This is a genomic window from Balneola sp. (assembly GCA_003712055.1).
Taxonomy (GTDB): Bacteria; Bacteroidota; Rhodothermia; order Balneolales; family Balneolaceae; genus RHLJ01.
This window is the reverse complement of record RHLJ01000007.1, coordinates 82,258-105,306: the sequence shown is the minus strand read 5'-3', so window position 1 is coordinate 105,306 and position 23,049 is coordinate 82,258. Positions and strand designations below refer to the sequence as shown.

20 protein-coding genes are annotated in these 23,049 nt (G+C 41.1%); 6 read left to right on the top strand and 14 right to left on the bottom strand.

Translation table 11 applies throughout. The features are described 5' to 3' along the window. Window positions 1-206: 206 nt before the first annotated feature. The 6 genes from ED557_15050 to ED557_15025 form a co-directional block, all read right to left on the bottom strand. Complete coding sequence (locus ED557_15050) at window positions 207-2,627, bottom strand: transketolase (GenBank protein RNC79396.1); 2,421 nt, start codon at window positions 2,625-2,627, stop codon at window positions 207-209. 151 nt (window positions 2,628-2,778) lie between these two features. Further along, the gene (locus ED557_15045) at window positions 2,779-4,170 is read right to left on the bottom strand and encodes a class II fumarate hydratase (protein RNC79395.1); all 1,392 of its coding nucleotides are present in this window, start codon (window positions 4,168-4,170) and stop codon (window positions 2,779-2,781) included. A gap of 52 nt (window positions 4,171-4,222) precedes the next feature. Continuing rightward, a complete protein-coding gene (locus ED557_15040) occupies window positions 4,223-5,347 on the bottom strand; it encodes a GNAT family N-acetyltransferase (protein ID RNC79394.1) in 1,125 nt (374 codons plus the stop codon). Between the two features lie 8 nt (window positions 5,348-5,355). Then, on the bottom strand, window positions 5,356-6,588 hold the full coding sequence (locus ED557_15035) for an aminotransferase class I/II-fold pyridoxal phosphate-dependent enzyme (protein ID RNC79393.1): 1,233 nt from the start codon (window positions 6,586-6,588) through the stop codon (window positions 5,356-5,358). 87 nt (window positions 6,589-6,675) lie between these two features. Further along, entirely contained in the window at window positions 6,676-7,740 is a 1,065-nt protein-coding gene (locus ED557_15030; GenBank protein RNC79519.1) for a glycosyltransferase family 4 protein, read from the bottom strand. Between the two features lie 70 nt (window positions 7,741-7,810). After that, complete coding sequence (locus tag ED557_15025) at window positions 7,811-8,968, bottom strand: glycosyltransferase family 1 protein (protein RNC79392.1); 1,158 nt, start codon at window positions 8,966-8,968, stop codon at window positions 7,811-7,813. A 96-nt stretch (window positions 8,969-9,064) separates the two neighbouring features. Between ED557_15025 and ED557_15020 the strand changes: the two genes are divergently transcribed. From ED557_15020 to mutY, 3 genes are read left to right on the top strand one after another with little or no spacing between them, the layout of a single operon-like run. Continuing rightward, window positions 9,065-10,042, top strand: a complete 978-nt coding sequence (locus tag ED557_15020) for an NAD-dependent epimerase/dehydratase family protein (GenBank protein RNC79391.1) — start codon at window positions 9,065-9,067, stop codon at window positions 10,040-10,042. A gap of 3 nt (window positions 10,043-10,045) precedes the next feature. After that, a complete protein-coding gene (locus ED557_15015; GenBank protein ID RNC79390.1) occupies window positions 10,046-11,593 on the top strand; it encodes a cadherin repeat domain-containing protein in 1,548 nt (515 codons plus the stop codon). Between the two features lie 5 nt (window positions 11,594-11,598). Then, window positions 11,599-12,669, top strand: coding sequence for an A/G-specific adenine glycosylase (gene mutY, locus ED557_15010; GenBank protein ID RNC79389.1), 1,071 nt, complete (start codon window positions 11,599-11,601; stop codon window positions 12,667-12,669). A gap of 187 nt (window positions 12,670-12,856) precedes the next feature. On the opposite strand, the gene ED557_15005 is transcribed toward mutY, so the two are convergent. Together ED557_15005 and ED557_15000 are read right to left on the bottom strand one after the other, a co-directional pair. Beyond that, complete coding sequence (locus ED557_15005; GenBank protein RNC79388.1) at window positions 12,857-13,396, bottom strand: hypothetical protein; 540 nt, start codon at window positions 13,394-13,396, stop codon at window positions 12,857-12,859. A 1-nt stretch (window position 13,397) separates the two neighbouring features. Then, window positions 13,398-14,099, bottom strand: coding sequence for an HAD family hydrolase (locus tag ED557_15000; GenBank protein RNC79387.1), 702 nt, complete (start codon window positions 14,097-14,099; stop codon window positions 13,398-13,400). A gap of 94 nt (window positions 14,100-14,193) precedes the next feature. Between ED557_15000 and ED557_14995 the strand changes: the two genes are divergently transcribed. From ED557_14995 to ED557_14985, 3 genes are all read left to right on the top strand, one after another. After that, a complete protein-coding gene (locus tag ED557_14995) occupies window positions 14,194-14,784 on the top strand; it encodes a LemA family protein (protein RNC79386.1) in 591 nt (196 codons plus the stop codon). Between the two features lie 73 nt (window positions 14,785-14,857). After that, complete coding sequence (locus tag ED557_14990) at window positions 14,858-15,304, top strand: TPM domain-containing protein (protein RNC79385.1); 447 nt, start codon at window positions 14,858-14,860, stop codon at window positions 15,302-15,304. A gap of 121 nt (window positions 15,305-15,425) precedes the next feature. Then, entirely contained in the window at window positions 15,426-16,271 is an 846-nt protein-coding gene (locus tag ED557_14985) for a TPM domain-containing protein (GenBank protein RNC79518.1), read from the top strand. A gap of 89 nt (window positions 16,272-16,360) precedes the next feature. On the opposite strand, the gene ED557_14980 is transcribed toward ED557_14985, so the two are convergent. The 6 genes from ED557_14980 to ED557_14955 form a co-directional block, all read right to left on the bottom strand. Beyond that, the gene (locus ED557_14980) at window positions 16,361-18,853 is read right to left on the bottom strand and encodes an acyl-CoA dehydrogenase (protein RNC79384.1); all 2,493 of its coding nucleotides are present in this window, start codon (window positions 18,851-18,853) and stop codon (window positions 16,361-16,363) included. 9 nt (window positions 18,854-18,862) lie between these two features. Then, a complete protein-coding gene (locus ED557_14975; GenBank protein RNC79383.1) occupies window positions 18,863-19,465 on the bottom strand; it encodes a TetR/AcrR family transcriptional regulator in 603 nt (200 codons plus the stop codon). Window positions 19,466-19,796: 331 nt separating this feature from the next. Continuing rightward, on the bottom strand, window positions 19,797-20,453 hold the full coding sequence (gene trmB / locus ED557_14970; protein RNC79382.1) for a tRNA (guanosine(46)-N7)-methyltransferase TrmB: 657 nt from the start codon (window positions 20,451-20,453) through the stop codon (window positions 19,797-19,799). Window positions 20,454-20,464: 11 nt separating this feature from the next. Further along, complete coding sequence (gene pdxH / locus ED557_14965; GenBank protein ID RNC79381.1) at window positions 20,465-21,103, bottom strand: pyridoxamine 5'-phosphate oxidase; 639 nt, start codon at window positions 21,101-21,103, stop codon at window positions 20,465-20,467. A 2-nt stretch (window positions 21,104-21,105) separates the two neighbouring features. After that, on the bottom strand, window positions 21,106-21,690 hold the full coding sequence (locus ED557_14960; protein ID RNC79380.1) for a thioredoxin family protein: 585 nt from the start codon (window positions 21,688-21,690) through the stop codon (window positions 21,106-21,108). 147 nt (window positions 21,691-21,837) lie between these two features. Continuing rightward, window positions 21,838-23,037: a DUF418 domain-containing protein gene (locus ED557_14955; GenBank protein ID RNC79379.1), complete on the bottom strand. Its 1,200-nt coding sequence runs from the start codon at window positions 23,035-23,037 to the stop codon at window positions 21,838-21,840. Window positions 23,038-23,049: the final 12 nt, after the last annotated feature.

Genomic DNA, 23,049 nt, shown 5'->3' with positions numbered 1-23,049 from the left:
CTTGGTGAAGATTACGAGACCTATATGGAGTTAAAGAAAAAGAGAAAAGAAAAAAGAGAGCGTTGACCCAGAATCCTGAATCTGTCCAACATCCATTTATTACCCAGTCATCCTGAGGCTACCGCCGAAGTATCTAACCGGATATCTATTCAGATCCTTCGAAAGTATGCTCAGGATGACTTATAAAAAGATTTGAAAAGGAAAGCTTAATAGATTGCTGGAAATTTCTCCGGCTCACATTCCCTCATCATATCATAAACCTCGTCAAAGATATCTTCTGCATTAGGTTTGCTGAAGTAATCCCCATCCGATGCATACGCAGGACGATGTTCTTTAGCTGTTAAACATCGAGGTTCTGAATCTAAATGGAAGTACCCTTTTTGCTCCTGGAGAATATGATGCAGGATAAACGCTGAGGCTCCGCCTGGAACATCTTCATCCACAACCAAAAGACGATTGGTTTTCTTCACTGACTCTACAATAGAATGATTGATATCGAATGGCATAAGCGTTCTTACATCAATAAGCTCTACAGAGATGCCCACTTCTTCAAGTTGTGGTACAACTGATGAAATGATATTAAGTGTTGAACCATAAGAAACAACAGTGATATCAGAACCTTCATTTAACACCTCCGGAATACCAAGCGGAGTAGTAAACTCCCCAATATTGTTTGGTTGAGGTTCTTTCAGTCGATACCCATTTAGTGGTTCAATTACAATGGCAGGGTCGTCTCCTTTTAGCAGAGTATTATAGAATCCTGCAGCTTCGGTAAGATTTCTAGGAACACATAAATGAACTCCGCGAGCTCCACTTAATATGACACCCATTGGAGACCCTGAATGCCAAATCCCTTCCAGTCGATGTCCACGAGTTCTGATAATAACCGGAGCAGTTTGCCCCCCTTTGGTTCGATATCTTAGTGAAGCAAGATCATCACTAAGCACATAAAAACAGTATAGTAGGTAATCGAGGTACTGGATTTCAGCAATCGGACGAAGGCCACGAAGAGCCATTCCAATCCCTTGCCCTAGAATGGTCGCTTCCCGAATACCTGTATCAGAAACGCGGAGCTGTCCATATTTTTCCTGGAGTCCCTCAAGGCCTTTGTTTACATCACCGAGTGCACCAACGTCTTCGCCAAAAGTGAGAAGCTGAGGATATTCTTCAAAAAGCTTGTCAAAATTATCGCGAACGATAATCCTGCCATCAACCATATCTGGCTTGTCATCGAAAGCAGGAGCTACATGGTCTATGTTTAAGGGTGAATGCGGAGTCTCACTTAGTAAATGAGAATTATATCGTTCTTCATTAACCGATTTACTCTCATTCAACCAATCCAGCAGCTCTTTTCTGGAAGAGCTCTCTGATCCTACGGTATATCTTATCGCCTTTTTCGCTACCGGTAAAATATCCTTTCGGATAGCATTTGGGATGATTTTAATTTTCTTAATAAGCGCTTCAAGCCTGGAATCCCCCGTTTCCTCAAAAAGAGTGTTCACTCTTTCCATTACAAAATTCTTCTCTTCCTTCATCGGAGAGATGTAAGCGTCCCATGCTTCTAGTTTTGCCTTGGTTACTTCTTGAAGTGCTTCTGTTTCAATTTGGTCGAGATCTGCTTCAGTGGCAATTTTCTTCGCGAGAATCCACTTTCTAAGTTGTTGTAAACAGCAGTACTCTACTTCCCACTCCAGTCTATCTTTAGACTTATATCGCTCATGAGAACCTGAAGTAGAATGCCCCTGAGGCTGAGTCACCTCCTCAACATGTACGAGTACGGGTACATGCTCTGTACGAGCTATCTCAGCCGCTCTTTCATAAGTTTTGATCAGATCCTGATAATCCCAGGCTTTGACTGTAAGAATCTCGTATCCCGATTCATCTTCCGTTCTTTGGAAACCGGAAAGAACTTTGGAAATACTCCCCTTTGTTGTCTGAAACTCTTTGGGTACGGAAATACCATAACCATCATCCCAAACAGACATTACAAATGGTAGCTGCAAAACACCAACTGCATTAATAGATTCCCAAAAAACCCCTTCTGAAGTACTTGCATCCCCTATTGTTCCAAATGCTACTTCATTTCCTCCATTAGAAAATTTCTTCCAACCACCCTTTTGTAGCTCCGAGCTTTGACGATATACTTTTGAAGCTTGAGCTAAACCAACCAATCTAGCCATTTGCCCGGCAGTTGGAGAAATATCTGAAGAAGTATTCTTCGATTTGGTTTGATCAATCCAGTTACCCTCTTCATCCAGCAAACGCGTTGCAAAGTGAGAGTTCATTTGTCTTCCGGCAGAAAATGGATCTGCCTTCTCATCAGGATGAGCATATAATTGAGCGAAAAATTGATGGGTAGTCAACTCCCCAATAGCCATCATAAACGTTTGATCCCGGTAATAACCTGATCTAAAGTCTCCTTCTCTAAATACCTTCGCCATTGCGATCTGAGGTATCTCTTTTCCATCACCAAAAATCCCAAACTTAGCTTTACCAGAAAGCACTTCTTTACGGCCAACTAAGGACATATACCGACTCACCCAACCTATTCGGAAATCGCTAAGCACTTCCTTTTTTTGTGCTTGTGTAAAGGTTTTTCGAGTCTTGGTTGCCTTAACCTCAGCCATAGTTTGGAGTTTAGATTTTGGATTTATTGCCTCTCAAGAAAGGGCTTCCAATATAAGAGAAACAAGGGTTTTTATAAAGTGATCAAACCGTTAAATCTGGTAATTTTGTCACTTAAAACCTGTTATAAATATTGAGTTTACCGATTACTCTTTATTCGGCAAATCCTCCCTTCGTCATCTTCATAGGATCTAATGCCTGATCCAACTCTTCGTCGGATAACTCTGTCATTTCTTTAGCAACTTCCTTCAATGGCCGACCTTCAGCAAATGCTTTTTTTGCTATTTTTGCCGCAAGATCATACCCAATAATGGGGTTCAATGCTGTTACTAAAATTGGATTTCTCCCTACCATATCAGCAATTACATCTTCCTTAACTGTTAGTTGAGCAACTGATCGGTCTGCTAAATTTCTTGCTGTATTTGCTAATACTCGAATGGATTCCAATAAATTGTGCGCCACAACCGGAAGCATCACATTCAACTCAAAATTACCTGATTGTCCTGCAATAGTAATCGTTGCATCATTGCCTATTACCTGAGCACAAACCATCGTTGTAGCTTCTTCAATTACCGGATTCACTTTGCCAGGCATGATAGATGATCCTGGCTGAAGTGCAGCCAATTGTATCTCCCCAATCCCGCTATTTGGTCCCGAATTCATCCATCTTAAATCGTTAGCAATCTTTAGTAGGCTAACAGCAATTGTTTTCAGCTGAGCGCTTAATTCTACAGGGGCATCTACCGTTGACTGAGCTTCAAAATGATTTATAGCTTCAATGAAATCATACCCTGTTAACTCAGATACTTTGGCGGCAAACTTATTTCCAAATTCAGGATGAGTATTGATTCCAGTACCTACTGCCGTACCACCCTGAGGAAGTTCTTTAAGTCTTTCCAAAGCTGCTTCTACTCTTTCAATACCTAACTCTACTTGCCGGGCATACCCACTAAACTCCTGCTCAATAGTGACTGGCATTGCATCCATGAGGTGAGTCCTGCCTGTTTTCACAACATGCGCAAACTCTTTTCCTTTGTTTAGAAAAGTATCTTTGAGATGGGTAAGCGCCGGAATTAATTGCTTCTTTACTGATAATAACGATGATATTCTAATTGCAGTAGGAATCACATCGTTAGAACTCTGCCCAAAATTAACATGGTCATTTGGGTGGATTTGTACAGGGGTATTTTGCTTTTTCTCATTGGCGAGATGACTAATCACCTCATTAGCATTCATATTACTGGAAGTTCCGGATCCGGTTTGAAAGATATCGATCACAAATTCTTTATCGTGTTTTCCATCGATCACTTCTTGAGCAGCCATATCAATAGCTGCCACTACATGTTCATCAACCAATCCAAGCTCTCCGTTAACAAGAGCTGCTGACTTTTTGATATAGCCAAGAGCCTGGATAAACTCTTTGCTAAACCTTATCCCACTAATTGGAAAATTGTCATGAGCTCGTTGGGTCTGAGCTCCATATAAAGCGTTTGCCGGGACTTTAATTTCTCCCATAGAATCTTTTTCGATTCGAAAATCACTCATAGTAATATCTCTTTTTCTCAGTTCGACTAAAGGTAAGGAAGTGCGCCTTTAATTAGGCTAATTTCTTTGAATACATCCGATAGGTTTTATCTAACCTGGCACCAATTTTTTCTGCCGTTCGAATCATCTCATGGTTATTCCCAAGAACCCAACTTAACTCTGATTCTGTGTACCCCTTACCTAAGCCTTTTTCGATTGCTGCCTGGTGGAGCAATGCATCGATACCACGACCTTGAACTTCCGGTAACACACCCATAAGCGCAGTTCTATACCTTTTAATTTTACGCCTACCTAACAGTAATCTGAATATTCCGAATGGAAAAAGATTTCCATTCATTTTCTTAAATAAAATATTCAAATCAGGGATACCTACTGAAAAGGCAACAGGCTCACCATCTATTTCAGCTATATGAGCAAAGTCAGGGTCCAAGATCATTTTAAAATCCTGAGCAGTAGCAGCCAGTTCTTCCTGGGTAAGTGGAAGAAATCCCCAGTTGTGCTTCCAGGTATCGTTATAAATAGCCCGGATAATTTCTACCTCCTTATCCATTTCCTTTAAAACTACAGGACGGATGACAAGGCCTGGATTTCTCCTGAAAACAATCTGTTTTGCACGTTCAACCCTATCGAGAGCTACATTATCCTTGTCCACAAGAAATGCCAGTAAATCCATTTCTTGTTCATAACCTGCAGCCGTTACCAATTTTTCATAGTAAGGTTTTGAATACGGCATTAGTATATAAGGATCTTTTTCAAATCCGTCTACAAGAAATCCGATCATATCCATCATACCAGGACTGGCCGGGCCTAATACATCCTCCATCCCTTTTTCTTTCAGCCAATCTTCTGCTACCCTGAATAATAAATTAGCTGTTGGCTGATGGTCGATGCATTCAAAAAAACCGAAATGACCTGTTTTTCTACCATGGTATTCGTTAAAGCGATGATCTACTACCGCTGAAATCCTCCCGGCTATTTGTCCGTTGTGTTCAGCAATGAACAGGGCCATTTCTGCATTATTGAAGAAGGGATTCTTCTCTGTACTGAGCAGCTTTTTTTGATCCATCCGAAGAGGGGGTACAAAGTATGTATCCGCTTTGTAATGATCGTACTGAAATTCCAGGAATTTCTTTTTTTCCTCTTCCGTATTAACGAAAGTAACTCCGCTGGTACTCATGCCAGGGCTTAGTTTTTTGAATGGCCGTTATTGTCGATGATGCCATGCATCAAGCCAACTTTCCGGAAGGCCTCTAAAATCTGATCCAGATGATCATTGGTATGGCTAGCCATGTAGCTAGTTCGAAGTAGTGATTGACCAGGAGGAACCGCAGGAGGAATTACCGCATTAGCATATACTCCTTCTTCGAAAAGATCTTTCCAGAATTTGAAACAGTCCCACATATCACCTATAACAACCGGGATAATTGGTGACTGGCTTGTCCACACGTTGAACCCAAGATTCTCGAGCTCAGTTCTCATATAGATGGATATTTCCTCTAATCGCTTTATTCTCCATGGCTCTTCCTGCAAAATTTCAAGAGCTGTGAGCACTGTAGCAACATTAGCTGGAGGCATGGACGCACTAAAGATATGGGCTGGTGAGTGATGTCTGATATACTCAATGATTGGACGATCACCAACTAAAAAACCACCTAATGAAGCAAATGATTTAGAAAAAGTACCACTGATCAAATCAACTTCATCAGTAAGACCAAACACAGATGCTGATCCTCTCCCACCTTCTCCAACAACTCCCACTGCATGGGCATCGTCAAGATATAATCTTGCACCAAATTCTTTAGCTAAGGAAACCAACTCAGGTATTTTGGCAAGTGTACCTGACATTGAGAAAACTCCGTCAGAAATAATAATCTTTCCGGCATCGGGATCAGCTTTCTCTAAAAACTTTCTAAGTTGATCAGTATCGTTATGCTGATAACGAACTGTCTTTGCGTTTGAACAAAGGGTACCAACAACAATACAGGCATGATTATCACGGTCAGAAAATATAATATCGTTTCTTCCTGCTATGGTTTGAATCGAACCTTCATTAGTCTGGTATCCAGTACTGAAGAGTACACATGATTCTTTGCCCATAAACTCGGCAAGCTTTTCTTCGAGCTCCAAGTGAATATCAAGAGTACCATTCAAATATCTAGAGCCGGTACAACCTGTACCGTACTTTGTAAGTGCTGCCTGGGCTGCCTGGATTGTGCGCTGATCATTTGTAAGGCCGAGATAGTTATTGGAACCTGCCATGATAACTTCATGGCCTTCAATTTCTACAATAGTTCCGTCTGTAGCCTCTAAAGGTTTAAAATATGGATACAGTCCTGCATCCTTTACTTCATCCGCTTTTGTGAACCCAAATGCTTTCGCAAAAATGTCTTGTGTAGCTGTTTTATTACTATCACCCATAAGGTTGGTTTACCAAATTATCCTAAATAAACGACGCAATATAGCTAGTAATGAACTCCTTTCAAATTGATAAGAGTAGAAGAAGAACTAGTAACGGCGTGCGTAGTTTTTGATCACGGTTCGAAGATAAGAAATATATCGATCAGCAACGTGATCCCAGGAGAAGTTTTCCTCAACGAAGCTCCGGCTTTTTTGGCCCAGAGTTTCACTTCCTTCGGTAATGATTTCATCTATTCTTGCGGCAAATTGCCCCGCATCCCTTACAGGGACTTTATAGCCATTCTCACCGTTTTCAATTACATCTTTTATACCCTCTAAATCGGCTGCAACGGCTGGGGTTGCTGCAAGATTGGCTTCCAATAATACTATCCCAAAACCTTCCATATCTCCAGATACAGGGATATTTGGCATTACAAAAATATCTGCGGCTGAGTAGGCGTACCTCAAAATTTCATCAGGCTGTTTTCCTACAAGAAGAACATCCTTCTTATAAGGAAGATCGGACCAGATCTTTTTCAAATTCTCATGTTCGGGACCTTCTCCAATAGCAAGGTACAGTACTTCAGAATTGATTTTTGGAAATACCTCTTTGATAAACCATTCATGTCCTTTTCTTTTTACCTGTCTTCCGACTGTAATAAGCAGATGCTTTCCGCTCAAATCTATTGAAAAAGCTTTGCTGATTTCCTGAATTGACCTCTGCCTATCAGGAACTTCTTTAAAATCTGAAAGGTCAAACCCATTTGGTAATGCTATTCCCTTTTCGGGAGCCATTCCCCTTTTTATACATTCTTCACGAGTCGCTCTGGATACAGATATCACACCATCAAGGGCGTCAAATACTTTAGGGACAAACTTCTGGTAAATCCCAATTGGCATTTTAACATCCTGCCCATGATTGATGGTTACCATAGGCACATCTACCCTGGTTCTGGTAATCTTTGCTAGACTTGCTGTAACCATTGAAGAAAATAAAATGACATCTGGTTTAAACTCGTCAACTATACCTGGTAATTTCCTTGCCAGGTTTGCAAGAAAAAAAGATGTTCTTACCTCAATCCCTTTCCATGGGGCATGCTGAATGATAGTTTTTATAGTTATGTCTTCTCTTTTGCTTAGCTCATCAACCAACTGCATGCTAACGCGTTGCATACCTCCAATGCTCTTCAGAGGTGCATCTTTAGGTGGATGAAGATGAGAAATGTAAAGGATTCGCAACGTATTACTCCTGGTTCCAGTTCTCAAGCACTTCACGGTAGTTTTCTACTAACCCAGCATTTATCGATTCCCACTGGTAACCCATTGCCATTTCTCTGGAAGTTTTACCCATTTCAATCCTTTTTTCCGGATCACTTACAATTTTTTCTAGTTGTCGAGTAAAATCTTCTACACTTTCCTTTTTGGCCAGGTAACCGTTTACTCCATGATTAACCAGTGATTTACTCCCAATCGCGTCTGCGACAACGCAGGGTAATCCACTAGCCATTGCTTCTAAAGTAACGTTTCCAAATGTTTCGGTATGGGAAGGAAACATAAAGACATCTCCACTTGCATAGGCTCTCGCCAAATCTTCTCCTTTTGCAAAACCTGTAAAATGCGCATTTGGTAATAGTTGTTCCGCTTCTTCCTGTGCCGGACCATTTCCAACTACCAGAGCTCTAACCTTTGGATATTTCTTCTGAATTTCATTCACACTATCAATGTAAGTACGAAGTTCTTTCTCCCATACTAATCGAGATACGAAGGACACCACAATTTCGTCGTCCTTAAAACCTACACCTCTTCTCCATTCCATGTCCCTTTTGGAAGGATTGAACCGATCCAGGTCAATTCCTCTGGCCCAGATTTTCATTGTGCCAGGGATACCTTCATTATGCAGTTCTTCAATCATAGACTGACTGGGTACATAGGTATGCTCAAACTGACGATAGAACCACTTCATCAGATTTTTGAATGGCTTTTTTACCGGGTTTAAATGAGCAGGATAATAATCAGTATAGCTAAGGAAATGTGTATGGTAAGAGGTTACTCTCGGGAGTTTTTTCCTCCTAGCCCATTTTAATGCTCCAACACCTAAGCCATCAGGTGTGGCGATATGTATGAGAGTTGGATTGAATTCTTCTACTTTTTTCTTAGCCCATCGCGGAAAGTGTGTGGCGATCCGATATTCCTTTCTTCCAGGAACCAACATAGGTATCGATGGTGTTACAATTAGGTCGCCACAATGATCAATTGCGGGCTCTTTATTACTCGGCGCTATTACCAGTACCGGAATATTATTACTCTCAAGGTAACTTACTAACCTGTTCAAAGTTAGGGAGACTCCATCCCTAATATGGTTATAATTACCTGTGAAAAGAGCTACTCTCAGTTCTTTCATAAAAGTTTAAAAGCAAAAACCAGATTAGTATCTTCCAACACCTTATTTTAGTTATGCTGGTTAAGTTCAAAAAATAATCGCCGAATATACACATTTATGATAGCCTTTGTTACTGGTGGTACCGGATTTGTGGGAAGCCATTTAGTAGAACATTTAATTGCCTCCCCAAACATTTCTGAAGTCCGTTGCCTGGTTCGAAGTTCTGACAGATGGTTGACGGGTTTAGATTTTGTGAGAGTGAAAGGGGACCTGTTTGACTTACAGGCCATCACAAAAGCGTTAGACGGTGTAGATATCATTTATCATAATGCTGCGGTTCTTAGAGCACCAAATAAAAAGGAATTTACCAGAGCTAATGTAGAAGCCACCGAAAACCTAATCCGGATTGCTCAAAAAAAGGGAATCCGAAATATCGTCATCACTTCTTCTCTTACAGCTGTAGGACCTAGTTCTGGCACTCCGGTCCCGGAAGATGTTCCGCTTCGACCGTTGACTATGTATGGGACTTCGAAAAAAGAAATGGAACATGTAGTAGAAAGAATAGCCGGTGAAAATGACTCTATCAAAATGATCCGGCCTTCTGCAGTATATGGACCTCGTGAAGCAGATATTTATACCTTTTTTAAGACTTTTAAAATGGGCATATGCCCTATTGTTGGTGATGGGAACAATCCCAAGATTTCTATGGTATATGTCACAGATTTAGTAAAAGGAATGATACAATCTGCCAGCATAGAAACCCCGGGAGTACACATTTATAATATGGGCGGTGAAAAGGACGCCTACTCGTGGAATCAAATTCGATCCATAACTTCAACTGTGATGGGAATGAGACCTATCCCCATCAAGATCAACCCAAACTGGGCAAAAAAAATTGCTGGTGCAATTGAAAGCGGAGCATCATTATTTGGCAAGTACCCCGTTGTAAACCGTGAAAAAGTAAATGAGCTTATTGAAGAATGGGTATGTTCCTCAGATAAAGCTCGTAACGATTTTGGATACAATCCCGAAGTTAGCCTCGAAGAAGGCATCTCCCGGACAATCCGATGGTATAAAAAGCATAACTGGTTATAGTTTATGTCAAAAAAGACAGGTTTTATTTCTCTACTAAACGCTTTCCTTTTCCTCATAAATGGAAACTTATTTTCACAAACCCAGCTTGTTCAAGATTACACTAAAATTCTATCTATCCCCAATGTTAAGGCAGTCGGTGCTTCGAATGCTCATTTCTATGTGTTGTCTGAAACAGAAGGAATGGCTGTTTTTCGTGCCTATCAGGATTCTTTACAATGGTTGTATACTTCTGCAGGTATGCAGCGTCGCGGAGAAATCATTGAGGCTGATATTCGCTTTGCCTACCTATATGGTGATTCAAAAAGGTTAACGGTTCTTGAACCAACTTCTGTACTCGGGGTATATTCATCAACTTTATTGCCGGCACAACCGCTTGGTGTAGCACGACTAGAGAATAACCTTTATGTTGCTTTAGGCAGCAGCGGCCTGGGAAGCTTATCCCTAGAAACACCCGAAACGGTTGATAGCGAAGCTGAAATAGTAGCGAATGATGTAATAGGAAGAGCAAATGTCCTTGATGTAGCTTCTTCCATAATAAGCAATCAACTTTTTGTGCTTACCAACGACTCAAAAGTGCACGTTTTCTCTATCGAAGAAGAAGTACTGACCCATCAATCAAGTGTAGACCTTCGGGTTCAGCTTCATCATCTCTTTCTTGATAACGGTTTAATCTGGGGAGCCACTAGAAGTGGTGATATTTTTGAGGTAAACACTAACGGACTTGGAAACAACTGTGGTAATATTCAAGGAAGAGTTGCAACACTAGTCGCCGTTGATGAGTTTTTAATTGCCAAAAATGAATTCGGCGAGCTATGGAGTTCAAACTGTAGTGAAAAGCTACAACCTTGGAAGACTCAGCGAGATGCAAATCACCATATTTCCAAAAGCGCACAAACAATATGGATAAGTGCTTTTGACAAAATCAGCCCATTAAAGCAAAACGAACAAACTGCGACACCTAATCAGTCGCAGCAAGTGAGTAGCGGTGAATTTAGCTTAAAGACCATCGATAATATAATACTTACCTATCCCAAACCTCTATTGGTAGCTATCGAACTAGAGAGCGGAGTAAGTAACGAAGAAGTTGAATTTACATATCGATCTAATGTGGCGAATGCCGCAATAAGAAATCAGGGATTTTACTGGCAGCCTAATCCTAATCAGATAGGTATGAACTGGTTTACCATTGTTGCCACAAATCCTAATGGAGAAGTTGATAGCACCAGATTTTCGGTTGATGTAAGAACATTTAATTCACCTCCTAGATTCAGCCCTGTACGAAGTACGTCAATTGCTGTTAATGATGAATATATAACTACCTACCGAGCTATAGATCCGGAAAATCCTTCAAGTTCACTTATCCGATATCTGGGAGTTGATTTACCTGAAGGAGCCAACTTAAATGAGCAAACAGGTGAATTCACGTGGATCCCATCCGATCGACAGATTGGCAAACATGAGTTCCGTATTATTGCTACAGATGAGCAAGGAGCTGCTGCATCACAGGATATTTCCTTAACGGTTCTGAACATTTCAAGGCAGGGAAGATAAGCTCAGTGTCTAATCTCGATTTTGCCCAGAATATCCTGGATTGGTATTCCCGGAATAAACGAGAGATGCCATGGAGAGAAACCAAAGACCCGTATAAAATCTGGATCTCAGAAATCATGCTCCAACAAACGCGGGTTGATCAAGCGTGGCCTTATTTCGAGCGTTTTATGGGTGAATTTCCAACCGTTTTTGACTTGGCGAAAGCAGATCAACAACAAGTATTAAAAGCCTGGGAAGGCTTGGGATACTATTCACGTGCCAGAAACTTACATGCCGCTTCAAAGGAAATAGTAGAAAAATATAATGGCAAGCTTCCGTCTGAATATGATGAGATTATCAAACTCAAAGGAATAGGACCTTACTCAGCAGCAGCTATCACCAGTATCGCTTTTGGAGAACCCAATGCAGTAGTGGATGGAAATGTGATTCGCGTGATCACCCGCTACTTTGGAATTGAAGAAGATACCAGGAGTTCAAGAACTACCAAACAGATTCAGGCTCATGTTGATGAGTTAATCAGTAGAGAACATCCTGCAGCCTTCAACCAAGGGTTGATGGAAATTGGCTCAATTGTTTGTAAGCCAACCAATCCCAATTGTCTGGATTGCCCAATCCAGGCTGGATGTGTGGCAACCAAAATGGCAAAAACGGATACGATTCCCTATAAATCTCCGGCAAAGAAAAAGCCTCATAAGTATATCGGTGTTGGCATAATTCAAAGAGAAGATGGCAAAGTACTTATTGCCCTTCGCCCAGAAAATGTAATGCTGGGAGGACTTTGGGAATTCCCAGGAGGCAAACAGGAAGAAGGTGAAAGCATCCAACAAACAGTTGAACGGGAATTAAAAGAAGAGTTAGGAGTCGAGGTACACGCTTACAAAGAATTCATGCAACTAAAGCATATCTACTCTCATTTCTCTATAACGCTCTATGCTTATTTATGCCATTTAATATCAGGTGACCCCAAACCAAAATCCAGCCAGAAAGTGCATTGGGTTGATATTTCGGAACTGGAGGAATATCCTTTCCCGAAAGCGAATAAAAGATTGACCGAGAAACTACTGGAATCCCAATAAGTCATTCTGAGCGAAAGAGAAGAATCAACAAGAGTAGAGTATACTGCCATTAAACCCACCCCTAAATCCCCTCCTAAGAGGGGACTTTTTTATCCTGTAATTCTACTGAAAAAAGAGTTTAAGGATTGAGAAACTACTGAAGAAATTCCTTTGCGGATTAATACTAAATCGAAAAGTGCTTAGGGGACTACATATCCAATTTTTTTAAAACCTTATTTTTCTTTCTATTTGATTTCCCATATACCTGTATCAGAGCTTCATACAAATCATCCGCTCTATGAACCGTACAGGATATATGATTAAGAATAATATGCACTTCTTTTGCACCAGCGTGTTCAGCTGCGTCTCTTAAAGCCCGGGCCTCGATTTCGTTTATTCCACCTTTTAGCTCGTATCCAATACAAATGATAAACATAGCTCTGGTCGTCCACCACTTATCATTCAGTACTTTGGCAATATTTCTAATGACTTCCTCAAAAACGAAAAAATCTGAAAGAACGGTTCTGGAGTGATCTAGAGGATTTATTCGCTTAATTGTTTGTTTATCAAACCAATTATTTAGCATCAAGTTGGTATCTTTTACATTAATGCTAACGACTGCGAAATTTTCGTCTAACCCAACATTGGGATCTAGTTTTATCCAGTTCCCATTCTCAAAACACTTCGCATAGATTTCTTCCTTTTCAAGTCTGATAAAATATGATCGGTATAGGGACTTGAAGTACATATCAAACCCCAAGCTTTTTTAGCAACGCATCAAAATCATCAAACCAAAAAGTAGGAATAGCCACCTCTTCCTCTGTTGGGTTTTCTTTAAACCATGCAATCTTCCAACCCGCCTTTAACGCTCCCTGTACATCTGAGGTAAATGAGTCTCCTACATAAAGGATGTTTTCCCTGGTTACTCCTGCTAATTCAGTCGCATGATCAAATATCCTGGGATGTGGTTTCATCACCCCTACTTCCTCCGAAATGACAATCTGACGGGTTGTCTCTTCAAAACCAAACTGTTTGATCTTCATCCATTGAGTTTCCGCAAAGCCATTCGTAATTATTCCGGTTGGGTATTTTGCAGCAACTTTTTCATACGCTTCTTTTGCTCCCTCTATCCACTCCCAATGATTGCGATAGTAATTCATATATACTTTCCCAGCCTCCTCATACAAAGAGGGTGTAATCCCTAATGCTGTAAAGGTTTCTTCAAATCTTCTACGGTGCAGAATGTGTCTGTCAATTTCTCCTCTCCCGTACTCCTCCCACAATCCTTTATTTATGTGATGATAGGTATCAATAAGTTTGGATAATGGTATTCTGTTGATCTCTTCAAAATGTTTATGAACATCGGCTAAACCGTTTTGTTCTGCCTTTTTGTGATCGAGAAGGGTATCATCTAAGTCAAAATAAATGAATTCGGGGCTAAGCTCTGACAATGGAACAGTTTTTGATTATTGTTTAATGAAGTTGAACTAAAACGAATTTAGTCCGTATTAAGCGGGCGGAAATTAAATAACTAAATACACAATCATGAAGGGAAAATTATTAATCGGAATCGTAGTTGTTGCTATTACCGCAATTTATGGAATTGGCGTTAACAACGGACTCGTAGACCGAGAAGAAGGCGTAGAAGGCGCATGGGCACAGGTAGAGAATCAATACCAACGCAGGGCAGATCTTATTCCTAATCTGGTGAATACGGTAAGAGGAGCAGCTGACTTCGAACAAGAGACTTTAACTGCCGTTACCAATGCACGAAGTAACGCTTCATCTATCAATATTTCAGCAGATGACTTAAACGATCCTGCTAAGCTTCAACAATTCCAACAAGCACAAGCTCAATTAAGCGGAGCATTGTCCAGATTACTTGTTACGGTTGAGCGTTATCCTGAACTAAGGGCCAACTCGAATTTTAGAGATCTTCAAAGGCAATTAGAAGGAACAGAGAACAGAATTTCAACGGAGAGAAAGAGATTTAATGATGCTGCTCAATCCTATAATTCGGCTATTCGAAAATTCCCAACAAGCATTTTTGCTTCAATTGGTGGATTTGAAAGAAAAGCTTATTTCGAAGCCGAGCAGGGAGCTGAACAAGCACCTACCGTAGATTTCTCCAATTAATTTTAACGACGAAGGACGGATGACCAACGACTAACATTGGTCATCCGTCAACTGTCAATTGTCTTTCTTACCCATGGCTAGATTTTTAACTAAAGAAGAAGAGAAAACCATTGTAGCTGCCATTAAGGAAGCTGAAAACAATACCTCAGGTGAAGTTCGGGTTCATATTGAGGATCGTTGCAAAGCAAATGATGCTATTACCAGGGCTAAAGAAGTTTTCGCTGACTTAAACATGCACGAAACTGAACTCAAGAATGGAGTAATTATCTATATCGCCACAAAAGATCATAAAATGGCCATTTGGGGAGATGAAGGTATTCATGAAAAAGTCGGCCAGGATTTCTGGAACAGTGAAATCGAACTTATGAAGAAATACTTTCAGGCCGATGATTACGAAAGTGGATTGAGAGATGCCATCCTTTTGGTAGGACAAAAACTGAAAGAGTTTTTCCCTTATCAGTCGGATGATGTAAATGAACTGGACGATGAAATTAGTTATGGGGAGAATGGGGATGCTTAATCAGGTAAAAAAATCAAACGACATTGCGAAGGGTTCTGTGAAACAAACCCTGAAGCAATCTCAGAATATCAACCTGGATCATGGAGATTGCTTCGTCGAACGAAAAGTTATCCCAAATTCTATGATTAAACTCCTCGCAAAGACAAACCAATCTGTGCTCGCGAAGACAGCCTTTGTTTTATTCATTGCTCTTACTTCCATCTCAACAGCCTTTGCTCAAAATTTTGACTTCCTCCCCGATCGCCCAACAGGTATGGTCAACGACTATGCCAATATGCTTACCAGTTCAGAAGAGCGTGTTCTTGAACAAAAGCTAATAAACTATCGAGATACTACTACGAACGTAATCTCTATCGCTATTATCGAATCCCTTCAAGGAAATTCAATTGAAGAAGTAGCTGGAGAACTAGCTAATAGCTGGAGAATGTGGGAGGGCGAGCGATATAATGGTGTACTTATTTTAGTTTCTGAAGGAGATCGCCAAATACGTATCGAAGTCGGCTATGGATTGGAAGGAGCTATTACAGACCTAATGTCCGGAAGGATTATTGATGAAATTATCACTCCAAGTTTTCGAAACCAGGACGTATATGGAGGACTTGACCGTGCTACTAATGCACTTATCCAGTTAGCATCTGGAGAGTTTGAAGGAACTCCTGAAGGTCTAAGAAATTCTGGAGGAAATGGAGGCATTCCAATTGATGTAATCATCATCATTATTGTAATTATCATCTTTTTGATCTCAAAAGGAGGTCGTGGAGGAAGAGGTCGAAGACGTACATTTGGTCCGGATGATGTGGTAGAAGCTTTATTCTGGAGCACTTTCTTTAACGGCGGTGGGAGAAACCGCGGAGGCGGATCATTTGGTGGAGGAGGCAGCTTCGGAGGCGGTGGCGGTGGCTTCGGCGGATTTAGTGGCGGAGGTGGCTTCGGTTTTGGAGGAGGTGGAGCCAGCGGAGGCTGGTAGATAGTTAAGAGCAAAAAAACCCGGGGAGTATCATCTCACCCGGGTATCGGTTAAGAATTTTATGTTTAAACTACTAATAAATAAGCAATTTACATAGCAGAAATTACTTCTGATGAAGTCAGCCCTTTTCCACTTGTGGCATTAGGAGTTTCGTTCATGTATTCTTCAAGCGTGAACTCATCAACCTGGATAGCATCATTTCTGGCTTCTTCTGCATCAGTTGCCAGTTTAGCCTCCTCCTGAGTAATCACTTCTTTCTTGAGAGCTATACCGATTAATTCGGTAACCGGCGCTTTGGGAAGCTCTTTTTTCTTCATAGCCACATATAACTTCTTATATACCGGCTCTGCCTGAGTAATCAAGTTAAGAGCGTTCTCATATCTTCCCATTGCCTGCTCAGGATCTTTGGGTACATAAATTCCATCAGTAATACGATCTCTTTGATCACCTACTACCTGTATTGCAGATGCGACTTTATGACCCAAATCATCTGATGGGTATGTTCCTATAGGGTTCAACCTCGACCATACACCAGCTAACCTAAACACCCAGCTTAATCCCGGAACTTTGATTTCTTTCAAAATTCCTTCAAAAGCTACCTGGATTCTATAAAAAATATATTCCATCGCCCATTTGAAGAATGCTTCGTCTTCTTTTCTTCTTCCTTCAGCTTCAAATCGCTTTAAGGTTGCAGCAGCTAAATACATATGACTTAGTATATCCGCATATCTACCGGCTATTTTCTCTTTCATTTTAAGTGCTCCACCATACGATCCTAGTGCGATATCAGCAAAGAAAGCAAACGATGCCGAAGCCCATGCCAACCTTCTGAAATACTTAGAAGCTGGTCCACTTACCGGTGAACTTGCCAAAGCTCCTCTAGTGATACTCAATACAAAAGCACGTGCTTTGTTTCGTCCAACATGACCAATGTGTCTCCAGAAATTATCGTCAAAGCCTTTCACATCACCTTCAGTAAGAGCTTTGATTTCGCTGAGTGCATAAGGATGGCATCGTATCGCTCCCTGGCCAAATATCATTAACGTTCGAGTTAGGATGTTTGCCCCCTCTACCGTAATCGCTATTGGCAAGGAGATATATCCATTAGCGAATATATTCCTGGGACCTCTCGAAATCCCAGCTCCACCTACGATATCCATTCCATCGTTTACAATTTCGCGCATTAGCTCTGTAAAATTGTATTTCATAATGGCAGTAACAACAGCAGGTTTTGCTCCCTGATCGAGACCACCTGTAGTGTATCTTCTTGCTGCTTCCATGAAATAAGTATATCCACCAATTCTGGCCATAGGCTCTTCTATACCTTCAAACTTTCCGATGTTAAGACCGAATTGTTTTCTAATCATCGCATAAGCGCCAACAACCCTAGTCGCCATTTTTGCTCCACCAAGGCTTTGCGCCGGAAGTGAAATTCCACGACCAACGGCTAATGATTCCATTAGCATTCGCCATCCATTCCCTGCACCTTCCTTTCCACCAATAATTGCATCAATTGGGACGATTACATCATGTCCATGAGTAGGACAATTATGGAAAGGAACTCCAAGTGGGTCGTGCCGCTTTCCAAGCACTACTCCTTTGGTATCAGATGGAATTAAGGCGCAAGTGATACCTAAATCTTCACCTTTACCAAGTAGGTTTTCAGGGTCCTTAAGTTTGAACGCAAGACCAAGTACCGTCGAGATAGATGCAAGGGTTATATACCGTTTATTCCAGTTGAGCTTTAGGTAAAGCTCTCCATCCTCTCCTTTAAATACTTCTCCTTCTGAAGTCATCCCCCCAGCATCCGAACCAGCATTTGGCTCAGTAAGTGCGAAACAAGGCATTTCAACACCTGCTGCAAGACGAGGTAGATAGTACTCTTTCTGCTCTTCGGTTCCATAGTGCATCAATAGCTCAGCAGGGCCGAGTGAATTCGGTACCATCACCGTTGTTGCTAACGGACCACACCGGGAACCTACTTTGGCTACGATAGCACTATGAGCAGTGGCAGAAAATTCATGCCCTCCAAACTTCTTCGGAACAATGAGACCAAAGAAGCCTTCCTTTCTCAGGAACTCCCAAGCTTCTTCTTCAAAATCCTTTTTAACGAATACATCCCAGTCGTTCACCATCTCGCAAAGCGCTTCCACCTGGTTGTCTAAAAAATCTTGTTCGTCTTTTGTTAACTCAGGATACGCTTCATCCAATATTCTTTTGAAATTTGGCTTGCCAGAAAATAACTCTCCATCTACCCAAACGGTACCAGCATCGATAGCAGTTTGCTCGGTTTCAGAGATAGTAGGGAGAAAATTGAGAGCATCCATTAATTTCATTATTGGGCCACTCAGTAATGTCCTTCTTACGGGCTTTACGTTAAATAATACTACCAAAACAGAATAGGTAATATAAAGCCAGTTTGGAGCGTCCAATCCGGCTATTCCTATATAACCAGCTATAGCCCATAACCAAAGTGGAGCTCCTGAATAAGCAAAAATAACAGCTATCAAGATGGCTGACGTAACAGAAGCCCAAATGGGCACTTCATATAAAAATCCTAGAAAATCAGTTAATGCTTCCATGAAACTTAATTAAATAGTTGTGATTCGAATTAGGAATCCCTGTACTATATGCTCGATGGATTCCTCTAAGAATTTTTTGCGATCAATACGACTGTCCAAACGTTGATTCAGAATAACTGCAATTACACCATGCATTTGCGCCCATATAGAATATGCAGCAATAAGAGGCTCATCCAATTCCATGATATCCTCATCAATTCCCTTAAGAATTACTGACTCAAGAAGTGCATATACCTTTCTTATTTTTCTAAACTTCTCTTTGGGGTACCTAGCAATACTATTTGCTTGCACTGTAAAAATAATCTGATACTTCTCAGGATTAGATAATGCAAAATCGGCATAGCTTCTGATGATGGCTTCAAACTTATCGATGGTTGAGGTGTGTTGATCAGCACTTTCAATGATTGCCATGCTCAATTCATCTGCAGATTCTTCGATAAGTGTATGAATTAGATCGTCTTTATTCTCGAAATGGAGATATATACTGGTAGCAGTTACTCCCACTTCTTTAGCAATTTTGCGCATAGATAAAGAAGCATGCCCTTCTGTATAAACATAGTGCCTGCTTATTTCAAGTATTCGATCTCGTAAGGAAAGTTCTTTGTCGCTCATATCTTAGGTTAACAGTGTTAACTTGATCAAGTTAATCAGTTTCAGGAGAAAATCAATATTCAGTAATAAAGAATTAAAAGAAGAGAAAAGGAAATAAAACACATTGTTTTTTCTTCTTTTCCTTCAATTTCTCTTTTGTCGTTTTTACTTCTTTTTGAAGTATTAGATGTGTGAGCTTTTTTCGACTGTCATCCCTGACTTTGACCCGTATCTGTGGTGGCTAGTCTTTTGCTCACTTTCATTAAATCCCTCAAGGTCATGCTGAACTTGTTTCAGCATCTTAAGCCTTGCCACAAGATCCCGAATCAAGTCCGGGATGACTATTAAATCCTCAGTCCAGACTAAAAGAAAGAAAGCGGATCGTTCTTCCTCTTTTTATGTGCAAGCCTTCATAATAGGTCCTGATACTCAGCTCAGGATCATCAGGACACTCTTTGTAAACATCAGCCACATCCCGATGAAGAATCAGGTTCTGCTCCTCAATCACCTCTTTGGTGAATTCATAAAGCTCAGGACTGTCTGTTTTCAAATTAATAGTCGATCCTTTTTTGAGCAGAGGACGATAGAGTTCCAGAAACTTTGGCGAGGTTAGTTTCTTCCTGTCTTTTTTGAGTTGAGGATCCGGGAAAATAATCCAGATTTCAGAGACTTCTTTTTCAGCAAAGAACTGATCTAAGTGATCAATGAAAGCTCTAAAAAACCGGACATTCTCTAATCCCAAATCAAGAGCTTCTTGAGCACCTACCCACATCCGGTTTCCTTTTATATCAAAACCTACATAGTTCTTTTGGGGATGGAGCTGCCCCAGCCCAATCGAATATTCTCCCTTTCCACAGGCTAATTCTAACACGATGGGGTTGTCGTTCTTAAAGATATCCGAGTTCCAGCTTCCTTTAGGAAAAAGGTTTTTGCTGTTATAGTCATGCCAATCGAACGTATTATCGAACGTCCGGATTTCTTCCATCCTTTGTTCCTTAATCTTTGGCATAACAAAAAGAGTTAAGGCGATAACCGTTTGATTATCCAGTCACCTTTTTCTTTGGTATAGCTAATTCGGTCATGCAACCGACTCTGCCTCCCCTGCCAAAACTCAAAGTAACATGGAGAGATTAGATATCCTCCCCAATAATCAGGCATTGAGATCTCCTTACCCTCGTACGCCTTTTGGAGCTCTTCGAACTTTTGTTCCAGGGCATTTCGATCTGGTAATTCCATACTTTGACGCGAAGCCAGGGCTCCCAACTGGCTCATTCTTGGCCTGGATCTGAAATAAGCCTCGCTCTCTTCTTTAGAGATTTTGGAAACCTCCCCTTCAATACGCACCTGACGTTCCAGCTCTTTCCAAAAGAAACAGCAGGAAGTGTATGGATTGCTCGCCAACTCTCCTCCTTTGCTACTTTCATAGTTGGTGAAAAAGGTAAAACCGTTCTCATCAAATCCTTTTAGAAGCACAATCCGGTTATGCGGTCTGGTTAGGAAATCCAGCGTTGCTAAGGACATTGCATTGGGTTCCAGGATATCAGCCTTCACAGCCTGTTCAAACCATAGCTGAAATTGCTTAACGGGGCTGGAGTCTACTTCCTTCTCATCTAATTCAGATTGAGAATACTCTCTTCGTAAATCCTGGATATTTGCCATTTTTATATTCCGAAATAATCAGGTGCGTTGCCTGCTTTCCATTTAATATTACATCCAATGCTTGGAATTTGAGAAGAAACTGGTTCCTCACCTTCCATTAACGCCACAATTGCTCTTTCCAAATCTTCACCGGTTACTTCCTGTCCGTTTCCGGGTCGACTTGAATCAAATTGCCCGCGATATACCAGCTTTTGATCTCCATCAAACAAATAGAAATCAGGAGTACAAGCAGCTTCATATAGTTTAGCTACTTCCTGGTTTTCATCATAGAGATACGGAAATGGGTATCCTTCCTCCCGAACCACTTCCACCATCTTATCGGGAGCATCTGCCGGGTAGTTTTCTACATCGTTGGAGCTAATGGCCACAAAGCTAATTCCCTGCTGGATATATTTGTTCGCTATTGTCACCAATTGCTTGTTTATATGCTTTACAAAAGGACAGTGATTGCAAATAAAGCAAATTACTGTTCCTTTCGCCTTTTGAGCATAGTTGTTAAAGTTTAACGTCCCACCTGTCACAATGGGAAGAGTGAAATCCGGAGCCACCGTATTAAGCTCCAGCATTGTTGATTCAACTGCTGCCATGCCTTCTTATTTTTTATTCGATGATATCCTCTGATCACACAGGATACATGTCCTTGATGAATTTTTTGTGAAATGAAAATACGGCGAATGTGGAAGAGGGGAAAGGAGGATTATTAAGAACCTTGATGAATTCTTAAGCCTCTTTTTTTACTGAACGATAGGTGAGTTTACGCCATATGAATTCAAGCGGCCCCTGCTTGAATCGACTGAGCCATACACGTCCAAACACCCATTGCAGTCCCAAAATGCTGAATGCAAATAAAGGGATGGATATATATGGGGGACCTGGCGCATCAGTGCAAAGCCATAACCGAAGAATAGCAGAATCGCTATTATATTTTGAAATATGTAATTCGTTAATGCCATACGCCCAAGCAGTGCAAGATTCCTGAATGCGCCGCTTGCTTTACCCCTTGCCCATAAATAAAGGAAGAGCATGGCAATCCCCACAGCCATACTTGTAGAACCTATATTGTACACAAGCACCTGGATAAAGCCTATTCCGTTTAACGCAAAACTCCCTCCCAATCTGAGTTTCACTACCGCATATGCGAAGGAAAAAACCAGCCCAACTATACCTAACCAAATTGCACCTTTAGGAACTGATATGTCCTTATTACGAATTTTTGGCAACCAGTGGCGAGCAAGCAAAATGCCAATCAGGAATAATCCCAATACATGAAAATAACGACCTGTCATCAAATAGCTCATCGCCCGGGGGATAGCATAGAGAACATTCACAACGAACACTTCTAACGCTGAATCAGATGTTCGCATCTCATAAAGAGACAAATGTGAAAATCCCCATTCTCCTTTCAAACCCATGGAATAACCCCTCATGGATCCCCAGAACGAAGAATCCTGAGTAACATACAGCAAACCATAAATGAGTATCGGAATTACCAGCAGTACCCCGACCCATCGAATTAGAGCCCTGTTCGATAGATTCATAAATAATGGCAATAACATACCTAGTAGGCTATAGAGGGTAAGAATGTCTCCGTTCCAAACCAGATACATATGTAATAACCCGAAACAGCACAGCACAATCATACGCCTAAACCAAAAGGCAATAAAGTTATCGCCCGTATTACGGAAACGCTCTAACTGAAGGGCAAAGCCGACCCCAAAAAGAATAGAAAAGATTCCGTAGAATTTACCTTCGACAAACCAGTCGATAAAAAACAGCATGCCCAGATCTAGGTTCGGCAACGCTTTAATTTCTTCCGGAGCCATTGTGTTGTATCCGACGAAGCTGTAGAGGTTTGCGAATAATATCCCAAACAGAGCAAATCCTCGTAATGCGTCAATTACCTCTAGTCGTTCCGACCCAATAGTTGGTTTCATATTATCGGACAA